Below are 23,262 nucleotides of genomic sequence, written 5' to 3' on the forward strand. Positions count from 1 at the left end.
ATCCATCTCTGATCAGGCGCAGTCGCCGCTTCGCGGTGGATGCCGGATCAGGTCCGGCATGACATCCAGGGGCATGACATCCGGCGGCATGACATCCAGAGACATCACGGCCGCTTCAACCCAATGCCAGTTCGTCCGGCACCTCAACACCCTCCACCCTCGCCTGGCGCTCCAGCGCCAGCCTGCGGGCACCTGCCAGCCGCACGCCCTCATCGACCAGCATCTCCTGCACGATCGTTTCCATGCGCTCGCTGTACACATCGATGCCCGCCAGCGCCGCCGGATCGATCAGCACGAAGGCCTGCCCGATACGCGGTGCATTGCCTGCTTCCTTGAAGAAGTTATCGGCCTCGAAGCCGAAATGCGCGCCGGTCATTGCGGTCACCATCAGTTCCACCACCAGCGCCAGCATCGCGCCCTTGGGGCTTGTTGCTGCGCCCACGGCCAACATCGAACCGTCCAGTCCCGCCTGGGGATCGGTGGTCGGGTTGCCTTGCGCGTCCAACGCCCAGCCCTGCGGGATTGAACGCCCCTCTTTCGCCGCGACCATGAGCTTGCCGCGCGCGACTTCCGACAGCGACATATCGATCATCAACGGGTCATGCCCCGGACGCGGAAACACCGCCGCAACCGGATTGGTTCCAAGCAACGGCCTGCGACCACCCGCCACCGGCATGGCAGCCGGTGAATTGGCAAACGCAATGCCGACCAGAGACGCTGCAGCCGCCGGGCGCAGGTGATCGACGAGCACGCCCGCATGGTGGCTGTTGGTGACGGCTGCGACACAGACGCCGAGTTCTTTCGCGACAGCGATCGCCTCGCTCACGGCCAGGTCGCAGGCGGGGAACGCCAATCCCTGGCCGGCATCCACAAGCAGCGCCGCACCCTTGCGCTTCACAACCGCTGCCACTGCATTGCCGTTGGCGCGCCCATTTCGCAAGTGCGCGGAATACTGCGCGACGCGCGAAAGGCCGTGCGAGCCGATACCCTGCGCCTGCGCAAGCACCAGCGCGCGAGCCGTGCTGATCGCCATCGCATCGCTGGCACCCGCCTGCCTCAAGGCGCGTGCGGCGACTTCAACCGCCGCATCAAAACCCAGGCGCGCCATCAGGCCGATTCGTAAAGGCGCGTGAGCACGAACTCGCGGTGGCCCAGCGCCTCGGCCGCGGTGAGCCTGCCGTTCGCGGTACGCAGCATCGACTCGAGCAACTGGTCGCCGGCCTGGTCGAGGTTGATCTCGCGCTGCAAGAGCCCCGAGGTGTCCACGTCGATGTGCTCGCTCATGAGCCGCACCGTGCGCGGGTTCGCGCAGATCTTGATGACCGGCAGGATCGGATTGCCAATCACGTTGCCCTGCCCTGTCGGGAAGAAGTGCACGGCATAACCCGAAGCGGCGCACAGCGTCACCATCTCGGCGGCTGCGCTGGATGAATCCATGAACCACAGCCCCGGATGCGTGGGCGACTCGGCCTTGTCGATCACGCCGTCCACCGTGCAGGTCTTGCCGATCTTCTGGATGTTCCCCAGCGCCTTTTCCTCGATGGTGGTCAGGCCCCCGGCGATGTTGCCCTTGGTCGGCTGCGAATCAGAAAGATCGCTCGTCTTGTGGCGATTGATCACGTCCTGGTAGCGGTCGAACATGAACATGAATTTCTCGCGCACGGCGTCGTTCGCGCAGCGCGCAGCGACGATCTGCTCGCCACCGGTGAGTTCAGTCGTTTCGCCAAAGCACAGGTAAGTGCCCAGCTTGTGCAGCTTGTCGAATGCATTGCCGACCGTCGGGTTGGCCCCGCAACCGGAAGTCGTGTCCGACTCGCCGCATTTGGTCGAGACCCACAGCTCACTGATCGGGCAGGCCTCGCGCTGCTTTTCGCTGGCCCACTGCACGTACTCGCGCGCCGCCTTGCTCGCACGCATGATGGTGTCGTGATCGCCATGGCCTTCGATGCCGAAGCCGGTGACGGGCTTGCCCGTCGCAGCGATGCCATCGACGACCTTTTTCGTCCATCCGTCTTCAATGCCGATCACGACGACCGCAGCCACATTGGGGTTGCAGCCGGTGCCGATCAGGGTGCGGAAATGAAGGTCCAGGTCAGCGCCGAACTGCAGCCGCCCGTACGGGTGCGGGATGGCCATCGCGCCCTTGATGTTGTGCGCCACGGCTTCGGCGGCCGCGTTGGACAGGTCGTCCAGCGGCAAGATGATGACGTGGTTGCGAATGCCGACGCGGCCGTTCTCGCGGCGGTAGCCCAGGAATGTGGTTTCGTTGTTGATGACTGCCATGGCTTACCAGCGTTTCGTCTTGATGTTGTGAACGTGCGCGTGCTCGCCCGCACGGATAGGCGCGACCACCTTGCCCATGTCGATGCCGTACTTGACGACGGTGTCGCCCACGGCCATGTCCTTCAATGCGACCTTGTGGCCGATGGGTATGTCCTGGCGGGCCATGAGGTCCACCGTGCGATCGTCGTCCATCATCCAGCCGGACAGCTGCGCGCCGGCCTTGACGCCTTCAACGACGACCACCGCGACCGTGTCGCGTTCGTCGTGCAATACGAAATGAATCACCTGTTGATCTCCTTTGGCAGAGGGGCCGAGTTTTGGCGAGCGTACGCGTCCTGTCAATTGGGTCATCTAGATGACTGGCCCGTGCCGCGCTACACTTCGCGCCATGCGATACCGTCCAGCTCCCCACGGCCTGCAGCCGATCGCGGCCAGCGGTCCGGGCCCGCTCTTCAGGCAGGCCAGGCGCGAGCTTCAACGCGTGATTGAAAGCGGGCGCTACGGACCCGGCGAGGCGCTTCCCAGCGAGACCGTGATCGCCCAGGCCATGGGCGTGAGCATCGGCACCTTGCGCAAGGCCGTCGATGAACTGGTGCACGAGAACATTCTTGTGAGGCGGCAGGGCAAAGGCACCTTTGTCGCGCAGCATAACGACGCGCGATTCCTGTTCCAGTTCTTTCATGTCGAGCCGCGCGGTGAATTCCCGACGCAGGGCGAGATTCGCGAACAGGAGTACCCGCAAGTCGATTGCGTGGGCTTTGCGCGCGTGCGCTCAGACGAGGCCGAGGCTGCTGCGCTGCGAATCAACCGGGGCGATCCCGTCTGGCGAATCGACAACCGGTTGTCGCTCGGTGGTCGTGCCGTGGTCCATGACCGCATTGCCATTTCGGCAGCCCTGTTCAGCCGGCTGACCGAGCGCCTCTATCTCGAACGCACCGGGACCATCTACAGCCTATACCAGACCGAGTTCGGCATCACGGTGCTCAGGGCGCATGAACGCGCGCGGGCCAACGCCTCGACCCGCGAGACTGCGCGCATCCTGGGCGTGGCCGAAGGCATGCCGATGCTGGAGGTTCACCGCCTGGCCCTGACCTTCGGCGACAAGCCTGTGGAATACCGGGTGTCGACCATCAACACGGCTGCGCACGACTACGTGAGCCTGCTGGCCAAGCGCGGCCAGGTGATGTCCGGCTAGCGAACGGCTGCGGGCGGTGACGGGGCCACCGCTGGCTCGGGGGCGCGTCCAAACAGGCGCTCGAAAAACGAAGGCTTTTGCGCCGACGCGCCCGTGGCAGTGGCGCCTTGCGCCTGCGCCTTTGCCAGGGCTGCCACCTTGGCGGCCGAATACGGAGAAGCCGCCTCGCGCAGGATCGCATCGCAATTGGCATCCTTGCCGGGGCCGGTTTCCACTGTCGCAGCGAGCGCCAGCAGCGGATTGACCGCCCCCAGCGCAAGCGCCACGCCCGCGCGGCCGGCCAGCGCGCCCTTGTCGACACTGGTCCTGGGCGCAACGAAGGTGCCACTGACCTTCAGCGGCGACCGCAGGCTCAGGATGCTCATGTCCTTGGGATACGGGTGCAGTGTGAAATCCAGCGTCTCATTGGCCAGGCTCACGTTCCCGTCGCCGTAGATGATGGTGTCTTCGGTGTCGAGCACGAGCGCACGGCTGGCCATCAGGCCCGACTTCACATCGAAGCCGACGGCGCCGCAGCGCAAGACCACGTTCTTGTCGCCGCCCCACAGAAACTTCAGGATTTCCGCGCCGTCCAGGCCCGCAATTTCCAGCAGCAGGTTGCTGATCTCGCCGCGCCCCATCAACATGACGACATTGCCCGACGAGGTGCCCAGCATCTGGGCCACCGATGCGCCGCGACCCTTCAGGTCGATATCGCCATGAATTTTCCCGAAGCTGCCTTTAGTGATCTTCAGGCCCGGAAACAGCTTGCCCAACTCAAGCGCACGCGCATCCAGGTTCGCCTGCGCGATAGCCGGCGTGCTGTTGCCATCGATCCTGATCGTTCCCCGCACCGTGCCCGAAGCAACCCCCAGGCGCAGCACGTCGAGCAGCATCACGCCCTCCTTGAGTTTCACCTGCACGCCCATGCTCTCCAGCGGCAACTGGCGGGCATGCGTGATGCGCGCTGCGCTGTAGGTCACGTCGGCGTTCATCGCGCGAAGCCGGGCGGTATCGAGCTGCGCGGTCGGCAACACCTTGCCAGCAGCGACGCGAGCGACACGCGCGGGTTTTTTGATGGGCACTGCGACGCTGCCAGCCACGACCACCTGCGGCAATGCGGCCGCGCTGCGCGGTTGTTCGGGCAGGCCTACAAGCGGAGCCAGATCGTCGAAGTCGAGTGACTTCGAGGTGATCTTGCCCGTGAGCATCGGCAGGCTTTGCGAGCGATCGAATGACATCTCGCCGGCCAGGTCCGTGTTGCCCAGCTTGCCTTGCAGCGACCGCACGGACCAGACTTCACCCTGCTTGGTCACCTGGCCGTTGAGCGCATAGCGCGGGGTTGCGGGGAGCACCACACCCAGCAGCTTGTATAGGTCGCCCAGGTTTGCGCCCTGGATATCCACCTTCGCGTCGACGCCCTCCAGGGTCGCCAGGTTGGTGACCGTTCCGCCCGCCTTCACGGTCGTTGCGCCCGCAACCGCCTGCACCCGCATGGGAAAAGGCCGCCGGGTCGCCTCGCTCAGGTAAAGCACGCTGCCGGTTCGCCCGGTCGCGGTGAATCTTTCTTTCTGCCAGGTTCCGCTGGCCTTGAACGAGAGCGGCATCTGTGCCTGGTCGCCTTCGCCGGCGCCATCGATCGCAAAATCTGACTTGATGTCAGCGCCCTGATGCGTTGCAACAAAGTGCGCCGTGCCCTGATCGATCACCAGGGCGCCGATCGTGGGGAGGTTGGCAGGGTCTGCTGCATCGCGGCCAAGCGCCCAGGTGCGCCGTCCGTCCTTTTCCACCTGCAAGCCGAGCTGCGGCTTGCGCAGCACGACCAGCGGTAGTTCGATGCGCCGCTGCAGCAGCGGCCATAGCTCAACGTGAATTTCGCCGCCCTCGGCCTTGACCAGATAAGGGTCTTGCGCCCAGGACGGATTCGCAAATTCGAGGCCGTCTGCAATGACGCGTGTCGTGCGCCCGAGCTTCACGTCCAGATGGCGTGTGATTTCAAACTGGCGCCCGGTCTTGCCGCTCACGTAACGGTTCAGTGGTTCGCGCAGGATGTCCCATGGAAAAAACGCAATGACCAGGGCCACAAGAGCCACGAACACCGCAAGGCTCGCGAGAATCTTCAGCCACAGCGGACGGCCGCGAGGCAAGGTGATGGTGGTCGGTGCTTCCATGGCGCGCAGTTCTTCGTGCGGCTGCGCAGCGGCAACCTGTGCACCAGTGTCGGCATGTTTCCAAGGCTGAGTGGTCGTCCCGGCTCGGCACCTTGCGTGGGCCATTGCCTACACAGCCACCTGTAGGAAACATCCTACCCGGCAGGCCCTCATCCACTGGCAGAATGACCTCGGGCTGGAGGGCCCCTCTAGCCGTGCAACTGCGAACCTTTATCGTCGAAGACAACGCCACCATCCGTGAGAACCTGATCGGCACGCTCGAGGAACTCGCTGGCGTGAAGGCGCTCGGATGGGCAGAAAACGAACGCGATGCGAAGTCATGGCTGGTCGCAAACCCGATCGCCTGGGATCTCACCATCGTCGATCTGTTCCTCAAGCAAGGCAGCGGCCTGGGCGTGCTCGAACAGATCCGCGTCCGCTCGCCCTCACAGCGAGTGGTGGTGCTCAGTAACTATGCAACTTCCGACATGCGCAAGCGCTGCACCGAACTCGGTGCCGATGCGGTGTTCGACAAATCCAACGAGATCGACGCACTCGTCGAATACTGCATGGCGATGAGCGAAGCCGCAGGCCCCGCCCCGTGAGCGCTGCGTCCAGCTCAGTCGATGAGCTTGTTCTTCAAGGCGTAATAGGTCAGGTCGCTGTTGGAGGCCAGGCTCATTTTTTCCATCAGGCGCGTGCGGTAGGTGCTCACCGTCTTCACGCTGAGCGACAGGGCCTTGGCAATGTCCCCGGCGGTCTCGCCCTTGGCAAGCTTGAGGAACACCTGGAACTCACGCTCGGACAGCAGCTCGTGCGGCGCACCGCCTTCCTTGCGATTGAGTTGCTGGGCCAGCAACTCGGCCACGACCGGCGAGATGTAGCGCCGGCCGAGCGAAATGGTGCGGATCGCGTTGACGATCTCCATCGGCTCGCATTCCTTGTTGAGGTATCCGGCAGCGCCTTGCCGGATGAGGTTCATCGCGTAATGCTCTTCGGGGTAACCCGAAAGGATCAGGATGCCGACATCGGGGGCCTTGGCCCGGATCATGCCCAGCGCGTCGATACCGCTTTGTCCGGGCATGGAAAGGTCCATCACGAGCACATCGAGTTCAGTCGTGCGGACCAGGTCGATGGCCTCGCGGCCGCTGGAGGCTTCGCCCACGACACGCAGGTCAACCTGTTCCGAGAAGAATTGCTTGAGCCCCGAACGCACAATGGCATGGTCATCCACAATCCCGACTTTGATCATTTCGTATCCCTCTTTGATTACTGCGCAGCGTAGCTCATCATCGCGCCAGAGCGATTCTATGCACAACAAGTAAAGCCCGAAGTGACATTCATGCGCTCCCTGTCCCTGCCGAAAATGGCGATCAGCCTCGCGCTGGCGTTGCTGGCCGCGTGCATCCTGATCGGGATCAACGAAACCGGATTCAACCAGTCCACCCGGGCGCTCAACGACATCGCCGAGGCTTCGCGCACACGCGGATCGCTCAACCGGGTCTTGCAGCATGTGCTCGATGCAGAAACCGGCCAGCGAGGCTATCTGCTGACAGGGGACCCCCGGTACCTGGAGCCCTACAACGCGTCCATTGCGGCCATCGGCGAGCAGCTGGAAGCACTGCGCCACGTGTATGCGCCAACGCAGGACGAGCAGGCCTCGCTCGCGCAACTGACCCGCAACGTGCAGCGCAAGCTGGCCGAGATGGACCTGTCGGTGCGGATGCGAAAGCAGGGCAATGAAGACGCCTGGAAGTTCGTGCTGATGACCGATGTCGGCAAGGAGCACATGGACGCCATCCGTGAGCAGGCGACCCGGCTGATCGATGCCGCGACCCAGCGCATGGAAGTCAGCCAGGTGCAGGTGCGCCGCTCGCTCATGCTGGCACGCATCGGGATTGCAGCCGTGACGATGGCGGCCCTGCTTGCGTTTTATCTCTACCTGCGCCAGACCACGGCACTCAAGCGCGCCGGAGACCAGCAGCAGGTTGCCCTGCAGCGCGAGCGCGACATGCTCGAGCGCCAGGTGCGTGAGCGCACCGCGTCGCTTGCCCAACTGGCAACCCACCTGCAGAACGTGCGTGAAGAAGAGCGGGCGCACCTGGCCCGCGAACTGCACGATGAGCTCGGCGCCTTGCTCACGGCGGCCAAGCTCGACGTCGCGCGGCTCAAGTCGCGCCTCGGGGCGCTGGCCTCGACCCCCGAGGTCGAACAGCGCCTGGTGCACCTGACCGAGTCGCTCAACAGCGGCATTGCCCTGAAGCGCCGGATCATCGAAGACCTGCGCCCTTCATCACTTTCCAATCTCGGGCTCACCGCATCGCTGGAGATTCTGGCGCGCGAATTCTCGGAACGCTCAGGCATCGAGGTCGCGACCGACCTCGAATCGGTGGAACTGGACGAATCGCGCCAGCTCACGGTGTATCGACTGGTGCAGGAGTCGCTGACCAACGTGAGCAAGTACGCAGAAGCCAGGCAGGTCGAGATCAGCGTGCGCGACTATGACAACCACGTCGAAGTCGACATCAGGGACGACGGCAAGGGATTCGATGTCGCCTCCATACGGACCGCCACGCACGGCCTGGCCGGCATGCGCCACCGTGTCGAAGCCGCCGGCGGCAAGCTGACCGTCAGCTCGACGCCCGGCCAGGGTACACGCATCGCGGCCGTCATGCCCAAGCTCGCCGCATCCGCCTGATCCGGCCCTGTTGACTGTAGGACGCCTCCTGCACGGGTCCGCCGCACTGGCCGACACATACACACGCCTGCCGCTGATCTCGAACTGATCAGGTCAGGGCACACACTTGCCGCAGGGCTCGTGCAAATCGCACGGGTTTCAAACAACGAAACACGGGCACGCCCGCTGGGAGAAACAAGATGCTGCACTACGCCATAGTCTTCTTCGTGATCGCGCTGATTGCGGCGCTGTTCGGTTTCGGCGGCATCGCTGCCGGCGCCGTCGAGATCGCCAAGATCCTGTTCTTCGTCTTCGTCATCATGGCCGTCGTCGCCTTCGTGATGAGCCTGGGCAAAAAGCGCTGACGCGCCCGCCCGCTGCTCGCCACCGCCTGACTCTTCACCACCCCACACACAAGGATTCAACATGGACAGCAACATGCGCTCTATTCGCGCCGGCGCCACCGGATACGCTGACGAAGCACGCGGCCTCACCGACAAGGCCCTGGAATCGACCCGTGAATTTGCCAGCCATGCACTGGACCTGGCAGGCGAGCGCGCGCGCAACCTGCGTTACGGCGCACGTGACCTGGCCAACCGCGGCGCCAGCACGATGGGCGATTACGCGTCCTCGACCTCCCGCTATGTTCGCGACGAGCCCATCAAGTCCGCGCTGATCGCTGCTGCCATTGGCGCTGTGGTCGCAGGCCTTGTCATTGCAGCTCGCCGCTACAACGACCGCTACTGAAATCGACCACAAGGTTCCGCTTTCATGGCCATGGTGCACCCGATCTTTTCCGTGCTGATCACGCGGCCGGAACTGGTCATGGACCATGTCTCCGGGTATGCCGCGCTGATGCAGGAAGAGGCATCGACGGTGGGCGTGCATGTCGCGCGCCGCGTGCTGGCCTGGGGCATTGCAGTCATCTCGCTGCTGGTGTTCCTGGTGCTGGGCGGCGTGGCGATCATGCTGGGTGCCATGCAAGGACAGTTCCACTGGACGCTGGTGGTCGTGCCCGCAGTTGCGCTCGCGGCGTCCATCGTCGCAGCCGTGATCGCGAGCAAGCAGTTTCCCGGACGCGCCTTCACCGGATTGAAAGCGCAACTCGATGCGGATGCACAGGCGTTGCGCGCGATTGGGGCAGGGACGTGACCGACGCGGCCGACAAGCTCGCTCGCACAAGGCTCGCCATCATCGAACATGTGCACCGGAAAAAACACCCGGAAGATTACGACCGTTCAGGTCAGCTCAAGCGCGCACCGAGTGACGCGCCCATGGACGAACGCGACGAGCTTGCGCAAGCCGCCCGCGGTCCGCGCGGCACGGGGCGCGCAGCAGCAGCGCGTCGCTGGTATGCGAGCGGGCAACGTGCCTTTGGCGCATGGTGGCGGCATCACCCGGCTCACCTGGGTGTTGAGCTTGCAACGCCGATGCTTTCGAGCTTCGCCGCGCGCAGGCCCGTCGTCTACCTTGGCGCTGCGGCAGTGCTCGGCGCGGTGATCGTGGTGGCACGTCCGTGGCGCCTCATTTCGGTGACCGGCCTGGTCGTCGCAATCCTGAAGTCCTCGCAACTATCGAGCATGGTGATGTCGGCCATGTCCGCAGCCGACTTCGACCGCGACAGCCGACCGTACGAATGAGTTGAGAGCACACAGTTCACAAGCCGGGGGGCGTGGTGCCATCCCCGGTGAGTTTTAAAGCAGGGCACCGTGAAACCGATACTCAACAACTCAAGGAGAAACTCATGAAATACGCAAGAGCCCTCGCATTTGCCCTCGTCGCAGCCACCACCATCGTGTCCACCGGTTGCGCAGTCGTTCGCGGCCAGGAAACCCCTGGTGCCTACGTCGACGACGCAGCCATCACCACCGCGGTGAAGGCCAAGTTCGTCGATGACCGCACGGTTGACGCCGGCGCCATCAAGGTCGAAACGCTCAATGGCACGGTGTCCCTGTCGGGCTTTGCCAAGTCCAACCAGGAAAAGGCACAGGCCGAAGTCATCGCGCGCAACACCCGGGGTGTGCGTCAGGTGCTCAACAACCTGGCTGTTCGCCCTTAAGCGCTTTCCGGCAAGCGGGCTTGCTCTACGCAACCCGCTGCATCCGGCCAAAAGGGCAGGCAGTTAAACGCCTGCCCTTTTTGTTTTTACAAATCGTCCGCCTGTTGTCATGAAAACCTTCCGCTGCGATTTCTGCGGCCATCCGCTGTTCTTTGAAAACGTGCAATGCCTGCAGTGCGGCAGCGACCTGGCATTCCTGCCGCATCGCATGGCGCTGTGCGCGGTAGAACCGGCGCCTGACCAGCCGGAGGGCACGCTCCAGCGCAAACGGCGCAACAGGACAAAGCCGCCCGGGCGCTTTTATCGCCTGTGTCACAACCATGTGCAGCACCAGGCCTGCAACTTTGCGGTGCCGTCCACCGACCCCAACCCGCTGTGCGTGTCATGCCGGCAGACACGTGTGCTGCCCGACCTCTCGGTGCCCGAGAACCACACCCGCTGGTATCGCATCGAGACTGCCAAGCGGCGCCTGTTCTATACGCTGGCCAAGCTGGGGCTGGCTTCGGTCGAGCCGCCGGACGGACAGACGGACGGACCGATCTTTGAATTTCTCGCCGACCAGCCCGGCTTCCAGGTGATGACGGGACACTGCAACGGCCTGATCACGATCAATATCTCGGAAGCAGACGATACGGAACGTGTGCGAAGGCGTGTCATGCTGCACGAGCCCTATCGCACGCTGCTCGGACATCTGCGCCATGAGTCCGGGCATTACTACTGGGACCGGCTGATCCTGCAATCGGGCCGCGTCGAGTCGTTCAGGGAAACCTTCGGCGATGAATCCATCGACTACCGCACGGCCCTGGACACCTATTACGCGAACGGCGCGATGCAGGGCTGGCAGGACAGCTACATCAGCATGTACGCCACGTCCCATCCGTGGGAAGACTGGGCCGAGACATGGGCGCACTACCTGCACATGGTCGACCTGCTGGAAACCGCAGCGTCATACAACACGCGCGTGGTCGTGCCCGGCGACGACAGTGATGAAGCGGAGGAAGTGACGAGCCCTTTCGACAACATGTCGGCCGATTTCGATCAGCTGGTCGATCAGTGGATGCCGCTCACGCTGCTGGTCAACAGCATGAACCGCAGCCTGGGCCAGGACGATGCTTATCCATTCGCGCTGTCAAAGCGTTCGCTCGCCAAACTCAAGTTCGTGCACGACGTGATCCATGCGCCGCCGCAGCTGGCGCAGCAGGGGGATGTCGATGCTGCGTCGTGCCAGACGATGAGTGCGCCTGCTGTGGGCGGTGCCTGATCAGGTGTCCCGCTCCATATCGCGCAGGATGCGATCCAGCCGGGTCGACAGCTGCTCGGTCGTCAACTTCTCGCGAAAGCGCTCGACCATCAGCGGCAGGCTCATCGGGCTCGGATGGCGCAGCTGCGCATAAGCAATTTTCCGCAGTGACAGGCGCTCCAGCGTGGCGCGCAGCCGCGAAATTTCAAGCTCCTGGCTCAACACTTCTTTCTGCGCCTGCGTCAGCAGCAGATTGCCTTCGTCGTACTTGCGAAACACCTCGAAGAACAGGCCGCTGGACGCCTGCAGCTGCTTCGCACTCTTGTGCTGCCCTGGGTAGCCCGAGAACACCAGCCCCGCCACCCGCGCGATCTCGCGAAAGCGCCGCTGCGCCAGCTCGGTTGAATTGAGCGATGCGAGCACATCGTGCAGCAGGTCACCCGTCTCGAACACACGCTGGCTCGTCACCGGCTCCAGGTCGAATTCTTCCGCGCTGACCAGCTCGAATCCGTAGTCGTTCACCGACATGCTGAACGTGTTGGGCCGGTCGCGCGCGAGCCGCCATGCGAGCAGGCTCGCCAGTCCCAGATGCACATGCCGGCCGGCAAAGGGATAGATGTAGAGATGAAAACCCTCGCGCGACTTGAACGACTCGACCAGCACCGCTTCTGGCCTGGGGATCAGTGACAGCCGCGCCTGCGTCTCCAGCATCGGGCGGGCCGCCTCCAGCTCAGGCTCGGAGAAATCGCCTTCGGACGCACGCTGCATCATCTCCAGCACTGCATCGCCCAGCTCGGTGGACAGCGCCATCTTGCTGCCCTGCCAGGTTGGCACGGTGCCCTTGGTTTTCGCGGCCTTCTTCACATAGGCAGCCATCTCGCGCACCCGCACGAACTCCAGCAGCTTGCCCGCAAAGAAGAAGCAGTCGCCGGGCCGCAGGCGCGAGATGAAGCCCTCTTCCATCGTGCCGATGGTGGCGCCGCTCATGTACTTCACCTGCATGGACGCATCGCTCACGATGGTGCCGATTCCCAGGCGGTGACGCCTGGCAATGCCGCGATCCGGCACCTGCCAGACACCCTCTTCATTCATCACGATGCGGTGATAGTCGGGGTAGGCCGTGAGGCTGGTGCCGCCCCGCTCGCAAAACGCCAGCGCCCACTCGAATTCTTCCTGCGTCAGCTCGCGGTAGGCCCACGCGGTGCGCACTTCATCGAACAGCTCCTGCGTGCGAAATCCGCCGCCAATCGCGATCGTGACCAGGTGCTGCACCAGCACATCGAGCGGCTTGTCCGGCGACTCGCGATTCTCGACACGGCCTTCGTACGCGGCGCGGCGCGCAGCAGCGGCCTCGATGATCTCCATCGTATTGGTAGGCACCAGCGTCAGGCGGCTCGCGCGGCCCGGTGCGTGCCCGCTGCGCCCTGCGCGCTGCATCATGCGCGCGACGCCCTTGGCCGATCCGATCTGCAGCACGCGCTCCACCGGCAGGAAGTCCACCCCCAGATCAAGTGACGAAGTGGCGACCACTGCGCGCAGGCTTCCCGCCTTCAGTCCCTGCTCGACCCATTCGCGCGTGGCCTTGTCCATCGAACCGTGGTGCAACGCAATTTCGCCGGCCCACTCGGGCCTGGCTTCCAGCAGCAGCTGATACCAGATCTCGGCCTGCGACCTCACGTTGGTGAACACCAGCGTCGGGCCCGACCGCGCAATCTCATCGACAACGGGCTGCTTCATCTGCGCGCCCAGATGCCCGGCCCATGAATACTTGCCCGGATCGACCGGCAGCAAGGTATCGATGATGAGCGGCTTGTCGATGCGCCCGCGCACGAGCCTGGGCGCAGGCGCGTCGGGCGATTGCAGGCCGGGGTGGCAGAGCACCTCCATCGCCTCCTGCAGATTGCCCAGCGTCGCGCTCAGGCCCCACGCGACGAGTCGCGGATTGAACTTCCACAGGCGCGCAATCGCAAGCTGCGCCTGCACGCCGCGCTTGCTACCGATGAGTTCATGCCACTCATCGACGACGACGTACTCGACGCCCTGCAGTTCTTCGCGTGCGTTGGCACGCGTGAGCATCAGGGTGAGCGATTCGGGGGTGGTGACCAGCACCGTCGGAAAACGCCGGTCTTGCCGCGCGCGCTCGGCGCTGGGCGTGTCGCCCGTGCGTTGGCCGATGGTCCACTCGGGCGCCAGGGCGCGCAGCGGTTCGGCCAGCGCGCGAGTGGTGTCTGAGGCCAGCGCGCGCATGGGCGTGAGCCAGATCGCACGCAGCGGCTCAGCGCCTCTGGCGGGCGGATGGCGGCGCAGCATCTCACCCAGCATGCCCAGCCACACGGCGTAGGTCTTGCCCGAGCCTGTTGTGGCATGCAGCATGCCGCTGCGGCCCTCGGCGATGGCCTGCCAGACTTCACGCTGGAACTCGAAGGGCTGCCATCCACGCTGCGCCAACCATTGCTGCACAGGAGGTTCTGATGGCGCGGGATGCATGGTCGAGTCGTCAGGTCAGAATGTGGGGCATTGCATTGTGCGGGCCTTTCAGCGCCCATGAGGAGACCCCCATGCAGTTTCAGGACACACCGATTCGATGACATCGCTCCACCGCTGGTTTCCATTCCTGAAATGGCCGCGCCCCGACGCGGCGCTCATGCGCAACGAAATCATCGCTGGCATCACTGTCGCGCTGGTGATGGTGCCCCAGTGCGTGGCCTATGCGGCCCTGGCCGGAATGCCGCTGGTGACCGGGCTCTACGCGGGGCTGCTTCCACCTCTGGTCGCGGTGATGTTCGGCAGTTCGACGCGCCTGTCGGTCGGGCCTGCGGCGCTGACCTGCATCCTCACCGCGACGTCGCTCACCGGCCTTGCCGAACCCGGCAGCGCGCAGTGGGTCGCGCTCGCGGTCTGGCTTGCCATCATGTCGGGGGTGATCCAGTTCGCCCTTGGCGCAGGCGGTTTTGCATGGGTGCTCAATCTCGTGAGTTCACCGGTGCTGCTGGGATTCACCCAGGCCGCGGCATTGCTCATCATTGCGTCCCAGCTGCCGATGCTCATCGGTGTGAAGGGGTCGTTGGTTGCGCTGCTGAACCACCCGGCTATCGATGTGGGCGCGCTGGCATTCGGTGTGTGCAGTTTTCTCATGCTGGTGGCGGGCAAGAAGTACGCTGCGCGTGTGCCGATGGTCGTGGTTGTCATGGCGGCCGCCGGGCTGGTGAGCTGGCTGTCGGGCTACTCGACCCACGGCGCGATCATCGGCGCCTTGCCATCGCAACTGCCGTCGCTCTATTGGCCCGGTTGGCCCGGCGCCGAAACGATGAGCGCGTTGATCGTGCCGGCCATCGTCATTTCGCTGGTGAGTTTTCTGGAGACAGCGTCCAGCGCCAAGATCGAATCGCAGCGCGACGGCAAGCGCTGGAACGACAACCAGGACCTGCTCGCGCAGGGACTCGCCAAGCTCGCGTCCGCATTTTCAGGCAGCTTTCCAACCAGCACCTCGTTCTCGCGTTCGGCGATCACGCTCTATGCCGGCGGCAAGACGGGTTGGGCCACCATCGTGACCGTCGCGGTGGTTCTTTTGTCGCTGCTCTTTCTGACACCGCTGCTGTATCACGTGCCCAAGGCGGTTCTTGCGGCTGTGGTGGTCGCGGCCGTTGCGGGCCTGCTCAAGCCGCGCGCCTTGCCGCAGCTGTGGAACCTCGGCCGGGTCGAAGCCCTGATCGCGATCGCCACCTTTGCGGTGACCCTGCTCACCTCGCCCCGAATCTACTGGGGCGTGCTCACCGGCGTGCTGCTGGGGCTCGCGCATTTTCTCTATCACCGGCTGCATCCGCGCATCATCGAAGTGGGACTGCACCCCGACGGCAGCATGCGGGACCGGCACCTGTGGAAACTGCCGCCATTGGCCGCAGGCATGTACGCACTGCGAATGGACGACGAGCTCGACTTCGCATCGGCCAGCGCATTCGAGCGCGCCGTGATCGAGCAGTTGTCTGCGCATCCGGACGTGCGCGATGTCGCCCTGTTTGCGCATCCCATCAACCGCATCGATGCCACGGGGGTGGAGGTGTTCAAGCAGGTCCGCGCGCTGCTGCGCGAGCGCGGCGTCACGCTGCACATCAGCGGCATCAAGCTGCCGGTTGAAAAGGTGCTGCTGCGCGCCGGCGCGCTGGACGACTCGCCGCTGCTGCGCATGTATCGCACGGATGGCGAGGCGCTCGCTGCTTTCACTCGCCTGAGTCAGGCGGTCACGATCCAGCCTTCCAGCGGATCGAGCGCCTCTGGCAATCCATAGCGCGGCGCGCCCTGGCGCTGCGCCCAGGCCGCCTGCACGAGACACAGCACGGCGTCCAGGCTGTCCCCGCTCGCATCGTCGACCAGCGCGTCGCGCTGCGCGTGGGTGAGCTTGAGCCGCAACCCCAGGCGCGTCTGCCCATGCTCCAGCGCAGTGATGAGGTCCTTGCGCGCAATCAGGCGCTCGGGCGTTTGTTTGGCCTTGTCGTCGCTCTTGTAGCTTCGGTTGCCCACCAGCTCGCGCGCAAGGAGGCCGGGGTAGGCTTCCAGCGCGACGCGGCGCTCGTCGCCTGCGTGCAGTCCGGGAATATCGACGCCTGCATCAATCAGCAATGGCAGCGCGGCATGCAGCATGTACGCGACCGGCGGGTTCACCCACTTCATCGACGGGCTGGAGCCGGCACGCTTGTCGAATGCGCGATGTGCAAACTTGCCGCCCACAGGCCGCGCATCGCAAAAGGCCGCGAAGGTGGTGCGAATGTCGGCACGCGACAGGCTGGCGTAATGCGCGATGCACTCACGCCAGGTGGTCGGCCAGCCCAGGTGCTCGACCAGTTCGCGCGGCAGGCCGAACGGAAAGTCGAATCCGCCGACCCACTCGTGCGGCTCCTGCAGCCACTGGCCAAAGGCTTGCAGTGAGTCGATCTTTTCCAGCCTGGAGAGCACCACGCGGCCGCCCGCCTGGGACCCCAGGGCGATGACGATCGGTTTGCGGCGTGTCGGGCTGCTGGAAAAATCGCAGCCCAGGAGAACGGGTGCGTTCAGACGCGGCCGCAGATTGCGGCGGTGGCCATCAGGTCTTCGAGCAGTGCGAACGAGACCTTGCCTGAGCAGCTGTACGGGTCGAGCTCAGGCTTTTCGGAGTACTTGAGCAAGATGGAGTGGTTGAGCTTGGACAGGTTGACCTGACCCATGCTCCAGCCGCCGAACCGGCGCTCGAAGATCTCTTCGAAGTGCAGCAGCGCGACGTCCTTGTGGCGAACGTCTTTCTGGATGTGCCCGAAGAGCTCGCTCACCTGCATGCGCCCGCCTTCGATGGCCTGCAGGAAGATCCCGCCGCCATAGCAGAGGATGCCGGTGATGCCCATCTCGGGGTTGTGCTGGCGAGCCTGGTTGAGGATCGATTCGATGGCTTCCGGGCTCGTATCGACGGCACGGCTGGCATAGAGAAGGCGTACGAGCATGATCAGTTCTTGCCTGGAATGAGGGCCAGGAATTCGCGGCGCAGTGCCGGGTCTTTCAGGAAAACGCCGCGCATCACCGAATTGATCATCTTGGCGTCCATGTCTTTCACGCCGCGCCAGGCCATGCAGTAATGGCTGGCCTCCATGACGATGGCCAGGCCGTCGGGCTGGGTCTTTTCCATGATGAGGTCGGCCAGTTGCACCACGGCTTCTTCCTGGATCTGCGGACGGCCCATGACCCATTCGGCCAGGCGCGCGTACTTGGACAGCCCGATCACGTTGGTGTGCTCGTTGGGCATGACGCCGATCCAGACCTTGCCGATCACCGGGCAGAAGTGGTGGCTGCAGGCGCTGCGCACGGTGATGGGGCCGACGATCATCAGCTCGTTGAGGTGCTCGGCGTTCGGGAATTCGGTGATGGTGGGCTGGTTGACGTACCGGCCCTTGAACACTTCGCTCACGTACATCTTGGCCACGCGGCGGGCCGTGTCGCTGGTGTTGTGGTCGCTCGTGGTGTCGATGACCATGCTGTCGAGCACGGCCTGCATCTTGATCTCGACCTCGTCGAGCAGCAATTCGAGTTCGCCCGGCTCGATGAACCTGGCGATGTTGTCGTTGGCGTGAAAGCGTTTGCGCGCCGCCTGTATGCGCTCGCGGATCTTCACGGACACGGGCGTGCCCGCGTCGTCGGGGTTGAGGGTGGCGGTGGGTTCGGCCTTCATAAGCATGTGAAATGGTAGCACCGGGGACAAAACCCTACAGCAGGCCCTCCAGGTCCTGCAAGGTGTTGGCCTCATGGACCGGCTTGTCGTCCCGGATTCGCAGCATCCGCGGAAAGCGCACGGCAATGCCACTCTTGTGGCGCGGGCTGCGATTGATGCCCTCGAATCCCAGCTCGAACACCAGCGACGGCTTCACGCTGCGCACAGGCCCGAACTTCTCCAGCGTCGACTTGCGGATGATCGCGTCCACCTTGCGAAACTCCTCGTCGGTCAGGCCCGAATAGGCCTTTGCGAACGCAACCAGCTGCAGCGCACCGGGCTGCGCGGGCTCGCGCCTGGCAATCGCCTCGATCACCGCATCGGCCTCGGCCTTGTCCTGTGGCGCGCGACTCCACACGGCGAAGGTGTAGTCGGTGTAGACCGACGCGCGGCGGCCATGCCCGGCCTGCGCGTAGATCAACACGCAGTCGATCGTCATGGGCTCGATCTTCCACTTCCACCACAGGCCATCGGCTTTGGTGCGGCCCGTGCCGTAGGTCGCGTCCTGCCGCTTGAGCATGAAGCCTTCGACGCCCATCTCGCGCGAGCGCTCGCGCATGCGCGCGAATTCGATCCAGCTCGGCGCTATTTCAATCGGCGAGATTTTGAAACGCGTGGTGGCGAGCAGCGCTTCGAGCCGCACGCGCCGCTCGCGCTGGGTGAGCGCCCGGATGTCCACACCGCCTTCTTCCAGCAGGTCGTAAGCCATGAAAGTCACAGGCGCATCGGCCAGGATTTTCCTGGCCAATGTCTTGCGGCCGATGCGCTTTTGCAGCAGCGCGAAAGGTGCGGGTCCGCTCTCGCCCCACACCATGATTTCGCCGTCGAGCACGGTGCCGTCAGGCAGCTCGCTCGCCAGCGATTCGATCTCGGGGAATCGCTCGGTCACCAGTTCTTCGCCGCGCGACCACACCCACACCTGGCCTGCGCGCCTGACGATCTGCCCGCGGATGCCGTCGTATTTCCACTCCACCTGCCAGTCGGTCACAGGCCCGAGCCGCGCGTTGAAAACTTCAGGGGGCGCTTCAAATTGATGCGCGAGAAAAAACGGATAAGGCTGTCCCGCATCCTGGGGCGACGGCTCACCATCTGGCGTCTGCGCAATCAACGCCTCGAACCGCTCGGCGGTCGGCATCGCCTTGATGTCGGTGTAGCCCATCATGCGTTGCGCCACACGTTTTGCATCGACACCCGAATGCGCCGCCAGCGCGCGCTGCACCAGCAGCTTGCTCACGCCCAACCGGAAGCCACCGCCCACCAGCTTGGTCATGAGAAAGCGGCCTTGCGGATCGAGCTCTCGCCAGTACGCGCGCACGCGCGATGCGATCTCTGCTTCGGGGAGGCCCCGCAGCGGCAGCAGCCTGTCTTCGACCCACTGCGCCAGGCCAATATCAGAAGGTTCTGCATCACGCGGCAAGATGTGCGCGATGGTCTCGGCCAGGTCGCCGACCGCCTGGTAGCACTCGTCGAACAACCACGGCTCGATGCCCGCCACTTCGCAGGCCAGCAGCGACAACGAAGCCATAGCCACCACCTGCCGGGGCTTGCCGCCCGAGAGAAAGTACACCGCCCATGCCGCATCGCGCGCAGGCGCCTGTGCGAAGTAGCGTTGCAGCGCCTCGACCTTGGCGTTGGTGGACGTCGTCGTGTCGAGTTCGGTGAACAGCGCGGCGAAGCTCCTCATGCAGCCGGTGCCTCCACGTCGGCTTCGACCGCATCGCCGCCGTATTCGGTTTCGAAGGACTCTGCTTCCAGTCCCTGCTCACGCAGGTAGCGAACCATGACGGGAATGCTTCCATGCGTCACGATGACGCGCTGCGCGCCCGTCGCGCCGATCGCACCCATGAGGCCGGGCCAGTCGGCGTGATCGGACAGCACGAAGCCCCTGTCCCATCCACCGCGCCGGCGCGCACCACGCAGCTGCATCCAGCCGCTGGCGAATGCGGTGCTGGCATCGCCGAACCGGCGCAGCCAGGTGCTCGCCGCAGCACCCGGAGGGCACACCACCAGTGCGCGCTTGAGGTCGGCCTTGTCGGTGACCTCGGTGACCAGTTTTGTCGGCGGCAGGTCGACGCCGGCATCCCGGTAGGCACGATTGAGTGGCTCCACCGCGCCATGCACGATGATCGGCCCGATCGATGCATCCACACCCGACAGGACCCGCTGCGCCTTGCCGAACGAATAGCAGGCGATCACGCTCGCGCGGCCGGCCAGCAGGTTGCGGCTCCACCAGTCGTTGATATCGGTGAAGAGTTCGTCGTCGCTGACCCAGCGATAGATCGGCAGGCCGAAGGTCGACTCGGTGATGAACACATCGCACCGCACCGCCTCGAACGGTGCGCAGGTCGGATCGGGCGCCACCTTGTAGTCACCGCTGGCGACCCACACGCGGCCCGCATGTTCCAGCCGGACCTGCGACGAACCCAGCACGTGGCCCGCAGGGTGCAGCGACAGCTTCACGCCGTTGTGCACGATCTGCTCACCGTATGGCAGCGTCTGCAAGTCGATCTCGCCCAGGCGGGCTCTCAACACGCCTTCAGCCGGAGCAGACGCGAGATATTGGCCGTGGCCGACACGCGCATGGTCGGCGTGCGCATGCGTGATCACGGCGCGCGCCACCGGTCGCCAGGGATCGATGTAGAAATCGCCCGGCGGGCAATACAGCCCCTCGGGCCGCTGGACGATCAGGTCGCCTGTCTGCATCTACAAATACTTCTTTCCCTGCACCAGCAGCAGCACGCGCATCACGATCAGTGCCACGCGCTCGAACACGCGTTGTCGCATCGGCCGGTTGCTGAATTCCTGCGGATCCATGATCCGGCCTCCGTGCTCGATGGCGTGCATCAGGCGCGCGCGCAGTTGCGATGCGAACGCTTCGTCCTCGACCATCACATTGGCTTCACGCGCGAGCAACAGGCTGAGCGGATCGAGATTGGACGAGCCGACGGTTGCCCAGTGCCCGTCGATCACGGCGACCTTGGCATGCAGGAAGCTCGGCGAATATTCATGGATCTCGACGCCCGCCTCCAGCAGCGCGCTGTAGATCGGACGGGCCGCGTAGTACTGCATGAAGTACTCGTAGCGCCCCTGCAGCAAGAGCTTCACGGTGACGCCCCGCTGGGCAGCGGAAATGATCGCACGACGCATCTTTCCACCGGGCACAAAGTACGCATTGGCAATGATGATCTCGCTGCGGGCGGCGCCGATGGCCTTGCGGTAGGCGCGCTCGATGCTGGTGCGGTTTTTAAGCGCACCGCGCAGCACCAGTGCGGCTCGCGTTGACTGGCCCGGTACGGGCGGGGCGGCCCCGTTGCCGTGCGATCCGCGCATGCCGATGCCTGCAGCCCGAAGGGAAGTCAGCGCGCCGGCGAGCCGCGCATGCCGCATGTCGCTGGCGGCTTGCATGCGCAGCCACTGCCGGTCCATGACCTCCTGGGCCTGCGCCACCAGGGGGCCCGTGACCCGCACCGCAAAGTCGAATCGCGGCGCCTGCAACGCGCCGTGGTTGGGGTCGTGCCAGTCATCGAGCAGGTTGATGCCGCCGCAAAACGCGACTTCGCCATCGACTACGCACAGCTTGCGATGCATGCGGCTCCAGTTGCCGGGCCACAGCATGCCGAAAGTGCCCAGCGGCGCAAATACACGCCATTGAATGCCCACCTGCAGGAACCGCTCGCGCCACGCGGGCGGTAGCGAAGGCGTGCCGTAGCCATCGACCACGACCATGACCGAGACGCCGCGCCGCGAGGCGCGTTCCAGCGCGTAGGCCACATCGACACTCGCGTCCGTGAAGTCGAAGATGTAGGTTTCGAGCCGTACTTCTCGCGATGCCGAGTCGATTGCCTCGACCAGGGCCGGGAAGTACTCCTGCGCGCCCTGCAGCAATTGCACCTGATGGCCCGCGCGTGGGACCGGAAGGTTTTGCGCCATCGCCTGCAGGCCTACAGCGCGAACTCGGCGATCAAGGGGAGGTGATCGGACATCTGCGACCAGATGCGCCCACGCGGAACCTCGACGCCGATGGGCTTGAGCCGGCGGCCGTAGACAAAGTCCAGCTGACCCAGCGGCAGGCGCGAAGGAAAGGTGTTCTGGCGCTCGCCGATGAAATCATTGAAGCCCGCGGCGTTCATCATGGGACGCAGCTTGGCGCCCCAGTCGTTGAGGTCACCCGCGATGACCACAGCCTCGCGTTTGGGTATCTCGCGCTCGACGAATCGAATCACCTGGTCGACCTGCCGCAGGCGGCTGCCGGCGATCAGGCCCAGGTGCAGCACCAGCACATGCACGGGCGTGCCGTGCGCTTCGATCTTCACATGCAGCAGCCCGCGTTGCTCGAAGCGGTGGTCGGACATGTCTTCGTGGCCGCGCGACACCACCGGCCAGCGCGACAGCATGGCGTTGCCATGCTCGCCGTGCTTGGTCGTGGCATTGGTCTGGTAGACCGCCTCGTAACCCTCGGGGCACAGGAACTCAGCCTGCGGCAATTCGGGCCAGCGCTTGAAGTAGCGCTCTTCCTGCCGGTGCAGCTTGCGCACTTCCTGCAGGCACACCACGTCGGCATCGAGCTGCTCGACCGCGTGGCCGATGTTGTGGATTTCGAGACGGCGCACCGGACCGATGCCCTGAACGCCCTTGTGGATGTTGTAGGTGGCGACTCTTAAGGTGTCTGCGCTCATTGAGCAAATTGTGGCAGCAACAGGATCGCCTCGGCGTTGGAAGGCGAAAAGCAGGCATCGGCCGCCTCGCGCCACGGTAACCAACGGTAGCCCGTATGCTCGCGCGGGTTGAGCGTCACGGGCGTGCCACCCGGCACGCACAGGCCGAAGACGTGTTCGGTGTTGCGGGTTACGCCAGGTGCGTAGCGGTGCTGCCAGCGTGGGTAGATTTCGTAGATGTTCTGCAGGCCCCAGTCCTTGAGCATGTCGTGCAAGGCCGTGCCTTGCGCGCAATCGATGCCGGTTTCCTCGAACACCTCGCGCACTGCCGTGTCACGCAGGTCTTCGGCCAGCTCATCCTTGCTGCCGGTAACCGACTGCCAGAAGTTGGCCGCGTCGGCGCGGTTGATGAGCAGCACGTCGAGCGCGGGCGTGTAGATCACGACCAGGACGGATTCGGGGATCTTGAAGGGGCGCTCAGAAGCCACTGAGAACGGCGTCCATGGCTGAGGCCACCTCTGAAGCCCGATGCGAGAGAGACGCAACCGGCGTCTTGAGGAGCCTGGCGGCAAGTGGTGCCGCCTGATGGGCCATCAATGACAGCGCCTCTCCTTCGATGTAGACCGCAGGACAGAGATTCACAGGGAGTCTGGGCGAGTCAGATCCGACTCGTGACAGTGGCATGACCAGGCGCGTGGGCAGCTGGTCGAGCAGCGCGCTCTGGACATCCATGACATAGGGCACTGAGGAACGCGCGTTGGGCAAGGGGTTGAGGTAGACGTCGTACTGGGCCAC

Annotated in this window: 25 protein-coding genes; 10 read left to right on the plus strand and 15 right to left on the minus strand. The window is 64.5% G+C overall.

What is annotated here, in order from left to right:
• Nucleotides 1-115: 115 nt before the first annotated feature.
• The 3 genes from AQ12_RS06130 to AQ12_RS06140 are packed head-to-tail and all read right to left on the minus strand — an operon-like array spanning nt 116 to nt 2,568.
• A complete protein-coding gene (locus AQ12_RS06130; protein ID WP_048439003.1) occupies nt 116-1,108 on the minus strand; it encodes an Ldh family oxidoreductase in 993 nt (330 codons plus the stop codon).
• Entirely contained in the window at nt 1,108-2,283 is a 1,176-nt protein-coding gene (locus tag AQ12_RS06135) for a UxaA family hydrolase (protein ID WP_048439004.1), read from the minus strand. Before AQ12_RS06135 ends, AQ12_RS06130 begins: the two co-directional genes overlap by 1 nt.
• Nucleotides 2,284-2,286: 3 nt before the next feature.
• Nucleotides 2,287-2,568, minus strand: a complete 282-nt coding sequence (locus AQ12_RS06140; RefSeq protein WP_048439005.1) for a UxaA family hydrolase — start codon at nt 2,566-2,568, stop codon at nt 2,287-2,289.
• Nucleotides 2,569-2,671: 103 nt separating this feature from the next.
• On the opposite strand from AQ12_RS06140, the gene AQ12_RS06145 reads away from it, so the two are divergent.
• Nucleotides 2,672-3,478, plus strand: coding sequence for a GntR family transcriptional regulator (locus AQ12_RS06145; RefSeq protein WP_048439006.1), 807 nt, complete (start codon nt 2,672-2,674; stop codon nt 3,476-3,478).
• Here the strand turns inward: AQ12_RS06145 and AQ12_RS06150 are convergent.
• Nucleotides 3,475-5,628: an AsmA family protein gene (locus AQ12_RS06150; RefSeq protein WP_082151427.1), complete on the minus strand. Its 2,154-nt coding sequence runs from the start codon at nt 5,626-5,628 to the stop codon at nt 3,475-3,477. The genes AQ12_RS06145 and AQ12_RS06150 overlap by 4 nt on opposite strands.
• 194 nt (nt 5,629-5,822) lie before the next feature.
• Here AQ12_RS06150 and AQ12_RS06155 point away from each other — a divergent pair, with 194 nt between their 5' ends.
• Nucleotides 5,823-6,212 carry a response regulator gene (locus tag AQ12_RS06155; RefSeq protein ID WP_048439007.1) on the plus strand — a complete coding sequence of 130 codons (390 nt, stop codon included), beginning with the start codon at nt 5,823-5,825 and terminating at the stop codon, nt 6,210-6,212.
• A gap of 14 nt (nt 6,213-6,226) precedes the next feature.
• Here the strand turns inward: AQ12_RS06155 and AQ12_RS06160 are convergent, their stop codons facing one another.
• Nucleotides 6,227-6,859 carry a response regulator transcription factor gene (locus AQ12_RS06160; protein WP_048439008.1) on the minus strand — a complete coding sequence of 211 codons (633 nt, stop codon included), beginning with the start codon at nt 6,857-6,859 and terminating at the stop codon, nt 6,227-6,229.
• 90 nt (nt 6,860-6,949) lie between these two features.
• Here AQ12_RS06160 and AQ12_RS06165 point away from each other — a divergent pair, with 90 nt between their 5' ends.
• The 7 genes from AQ12_RS06165 (at nt 6,950) to AQ12_RS06195 (ending at nt 11,604) form a co-directional block, all read left to right on the plus strand.
• Entirely contained in the window at nt 6,950-8,305 is a 1,356-nt protein-coding gene (locus tag AQ12_RS06165; protein WP_048439009.1) for a CHASE3 domain-containing protein, read from the plus strand.
• Nucleotides 8,306-8,484: 179 nt separating this feature from the next.
• A complete protein-coding gene (locus AQ12_RS22420) occupies nt 8,485-8,649 on the plus strand; it encodes a DUF1328 domain-containing protein (protein WP_048439010.1) in 165 nt (54 codons plus the stop codon).
• A gap of 61 nt (nt 8,650-8,710) precedes the next feature.
• Nucleotides 8,711-9,031, plus strand: coding sequence for a hypothetical protein (locus AQ12_RS06175; protein WP_048439011.1), 321 nt, complete (start codon nt 8,711-8,713; stop codon nt 9,029-9,031).
• Nucleotides 9,032-9,055: 24 nt separating this feature from the next.
• Complete coding sequence (locus tag AQ12_RS06180) at nt 9,056-9,436, plus strand: hypothetical protein (RefSeq protein WP_238587664.1); 381 nt, start codon at nt 9,056-9,058, stop codon at nt 9,434-9,436.
• Nucleotides 9,433-9,924 (plus strand): hypothetical protein, encoded by a 492-nt coding sequence (locus AQ12_RS21960; RefSeq protein ID WP_053076579.1) that lies wholly within the window; start codon nt 9,433-9,435, stop codon nt 9,922-9,924. Before AQ12_RS06180 ends, AQ12_RS21960 begins: the two co-directional genes overlap by 4 nt.
• A gap of 104 nt (nt 9,925-10,028) precedes the next feature.
• The gene (locus tag AQ12_RS06190; protein WP_048439012.1) at nt 10,029-10,343 is read left to right on the plus strand and encodes a BON domain-containing protein; all 315 of its coding nucleotides are present in this window, start codon (nt 10,029-10,031) and stop codon (nt 10,341-10,343) included.
• Between the two features lie 109 nt (nt 10,344-10,452).
• Nucleotides 10,453-11,604: a putative zinc-binding metallopeptidase gene (locus AQ12_RS06195; protein ID WP_048439013.1), complete on the plus strand. Its 1,152-nt coding sequence runs from the start codon at nt 10,453-10,455 to the stop codon at nt 11,602-11,604.
• Here AQ12_RS06195 and AQ12_RS06200 read toward each other — a convergent pair whose 3' ends face one another.
• Nucleotides 11,605-14,070 (minus strand): ligase-associated DNA damage response DEXH box helicase, encoded by a 2,466-nt coding sequence (locus AQ12_RS06200; RefSeq protein WP_048439014.1) that lies wholly within the window; start codon nt 14,068-14,070, stop codon nt 11,605-11,607.
• 97 nt (nt 14,071-14,167) lie between these two features.
• Between AQ12_RS06200 and AQ12_RS06205 the strand changes: the two genes are divergently transcribed.
• Entirely contained in the window at nt 14,168-15,868 is a 1,701-nt protein-coding gene (locus tag AQ12_RS06205) for a SulP family inorganic anion transporter (RefSeq protein ID WP_048439015.1), read from the plus strand.
• On the opposite strand, the gene AQ12_RS06210 is transcribed toward AQ12_RS06205, so the two are convergent.
• Genes AQ12_RS06210 through AQ12_RS06250 form a run of 9 tightly spaced genes read right to left on the minus strand, consistent with a single transcriptional unit; the run spans nt 15,814 to nt 23,262 of the window.
• Nucleotides 15,814-16,632 carry a DUF429 domain-containing protein gene (locus AQ12_RS06210; protein ID WP_048439016.1) on the minus strand — a complete coding sequence of 273 codons (819 nt, stop codon included), beginning with the start codon at nt 16,630-16,632 and terminating at the stop codon, nt 15,814-15,816. The two genes, AQ12_RS06205 and AQ12_RS06210, sit on opposite strands and share 55 nt — an antisense overlap.
• A complete protein-coding gene (locus tag AQ12_RS06215) occupies nt 16,629-17,051 on the minus strand; it encodes a BLUF domain-containing protein (protein WP_048439017.1) in 423 nt (140 codons plus the stop codon). Before AQ12_RS06215 ends, AQ12_RS06210 begins: the two co-directional genes overlap by 4 nt.
• A gap of 2 nt (nt 17,052-17,053) precedes the next feature.
• Nucleotides 17,054-17,773 carry a GTP cyclohydrolase I gene (folE, locus tag AQ12_RS06220; protein ID WP_048439018.1) on the minus strand — a complete coding sequence of 240 codons (720 nt, stop codon included), beginning with the start codon at nt 17,771-17,773 and terminating at the stop codon, nt 17,054-17,056.
• A gap of 34 nt (nt 17,774-17,807) precedes the next feature.
• Nucleotides 17,808-19,496: an ATP-dependent DNA ligase gene (locus tag AQ12_RS06225; RefSeq protein ID WP_048439019.1), complete on the minus strand. Its 1,689-nt coding sequence runs from the start codon at nt 19,494-19,496 to the stop codon at nt 17,808-17,810.
• Nucleotides 19,493-20,515 (minus strand): ligase-associated DNA damage response exonuclease, encoded by a 1,023-nt coding sequence (locus tag AQ12_RS06230; protein WP_048439020.1) that lies wholly within the window; start codon nt 20,513-20,515, stop codon nt 19,493-19,495. Before AQ12_RS06230 ends, AQ12_RS06225 begins: the two co-directional genes overlap by 4 nt.
• On the minus strand, nt 20,516-21,742 hold the full coding sequence (gene clsB, locus AQ12_RS06235; protein WP_048439021.1) for a cardiolipin synthase ClsB: 1,227 nt from the start codon (nt 21,740-21,742) through the stop codon (nt 20,516-20,518).
• Nucleotides 21,743-21,753: 11 nt separating this feature from the next.
• Nucleotides 21,754-22,488: an endonuclease/exonuclease/phosphatase family protein gene (locus AQ12_RS06240; protein ID WP_048439022.1), complete on the minus strand. Its 735-nt coding sequence runs from the start codon at nt 22,486-22,488 to the stop codon at nt 21,754-21,756.
• On the minus strand, nt 22,485-22,955 hold the full coding sequence (nudB, locus tag AQ12_RS06245; RefSeq protein ID WP_048439023.1) for a dihydroneopterin triphosphate diphosphatase: 471 nt from the start codon (nt 22,953-22,955) through the stop codon (nt 22,485-22,487). The genes AQ12_RS06240 and nudB overlap by 4 nt, the downstream gene beginning before the upstream one ends.
• Nucleotides 22,945-23,262: a CcdB family protein gene (locus AQ12_RS06250; RefSeq protein WP_048439024.1), complete on the minus strand. Its 318-nt coding sequence runs from the start codon at nt 23,260-23,262 to the stop codon at nt 22,945-22,947. The genes nudB and AQ12_RS06250 overlap by 11 nt, the downstream gene beginning before the upstream one ends.

This window comes from Caenimonas sp. SL110, assembly GCF_001044395.1.
Taxonomy (GTDB): domain Bacteria; phylum Pseudomonadota; class Gammaproteobacteria; order Burkholderiales; family Burkholderiaceae_C; genus Ramlibacter.

Bases quoted from the DNA above. Each gene is read 5' to 3' on its own strand.
- AQ12_RS06130 (WP_048439003.1), bottom strand. From the start codon at position 1,108: ATGGCGCGCCTGGGTTTTGATGCGGCGGTTGAAGTCGCCGCACGCGCC.
- AQ12_RS06135 (WP_048439004.1), bottom strand. From the start codon at position 2,283: ATGGCAGTCATCAACAACGAAACCACATTCCTGGGCTACCGCCGCGAG.
- AQ12_RS06145 (WP_048439006.1), top strand. From the start codon at position 2,672: ATGCGATACCGTCCAGCTCCCCACGGCCTGCAGCCGATCGCGGCCAGC.
- AQ12_RS06150 (WP_082151427.1), bottom strand. From the start codon at position 5,628: ATGGAAGCACCGACCACCATCACCTTGCCTCGCGGCCGTCCGCTGTGG.
- AQ12_RS06160 (WP_048439008.1), bottom strand. From the start codon at position 6,859: ATGATCAAAGTCGGGATTGTGGATGACCATGCCATTGTGCGTTCGGGG.
- AQ12_RS06165 (WP_048439009.1), top strand. From the start codon at position 6,950: ATGCGCTCCCTGTCCCTGCCGAAAATGGCGATCAGCCTCGCGCTGGCG.
- AQ12_RS22420 (WP_048439010.1), top strand. From the start codon at position 8,485: ATGCTGCACTACGCCATAGTCTTCTTCGTGATCGCGCTGATTGCGGCG.
- AQ12_RS06175 (WP_048439011.1), top strand. From the start codon at position 8,711: ATGGACAGCAACATGCGCTCTATTCGCGCCGGCGCCACCGGATACGCT.
- AQ12_RS06180 (WP_238587664.1), top strand. From the start codon at position 9,056: ATGGCCATGGTGCACCCGATCTTTTCCGTGCTGATCACGCGGCCGGAA.
- AQ12_RS06190 (WP_048439012.1), top strand. From the start codon at position 10,029: ATGAAATACGCAAGAGCCCTCGCATTTGCCCTCGTCGCAGCCACCACC.
- AQ12_RS06195 (WP_048439013.1), top strand. From the start codon at position 10,453: ATGAAAACCTTCCGCTGCGATTTCTGCGGCCATCCGCTGTTCTTTGAA.
- AQ12_RS06200 (WP_048439014.1), bottom strand. From the start codon at position 14,070: ATGCATCCCGCGCCATCAGAACCTCCTGTGCAGCAATGGTTGGCGCAG.
- AQ12_RS06205 (WP_048439015.1), top strand. From the start codon at position 14,168: ATGACATCGCTCCACCGCTGGTTTCCATTCCTGAAATGGCCGCGCCCC.
- AQ12_RS06215 (WP_048439017.1), bottom strand. From the start codon at position 17,051: ATGCTCGTACGCCTTCTCTATGCCAGCCGTGCCGTCGATACGAGCCCG.
- folE (WP_048439018.1), bottom strand. From the start codon at position 17,773: ATGAAGGCCGAACCCACCGCCACCCTCAACCCCGACGACGCGGGCACG.
- AQ12_RS06225 (WP_048439019.1), bottom strand. From the start codon at position 19,496: ATGAGGAGCTTCGCCGCGCTGTTCACCGAACTCGACACGACGACGTCC.
- AQ12_RS06230 (WP_048439020.1), bottom strand. From the start codon at position 20,515: ATGCAGACAGGCGACCTGATCGTCCAGCGGCCCGAGGGGCTGTATTGC.
- clsB (WP_048439021.1), bottom strand. From the start codon at position 21,742: ATGGCGCAAAACCTTCCGGTCCCACGCGCGGGCCATCAGGTGCAATTG.
- AQ12_RS06240 (WP_048439022.1), bottom strand. From the start codon at position 22,488: ATGAGCGCAGACACCTTAAGAGTCGCCACCTACAACATCCACAAGGGC.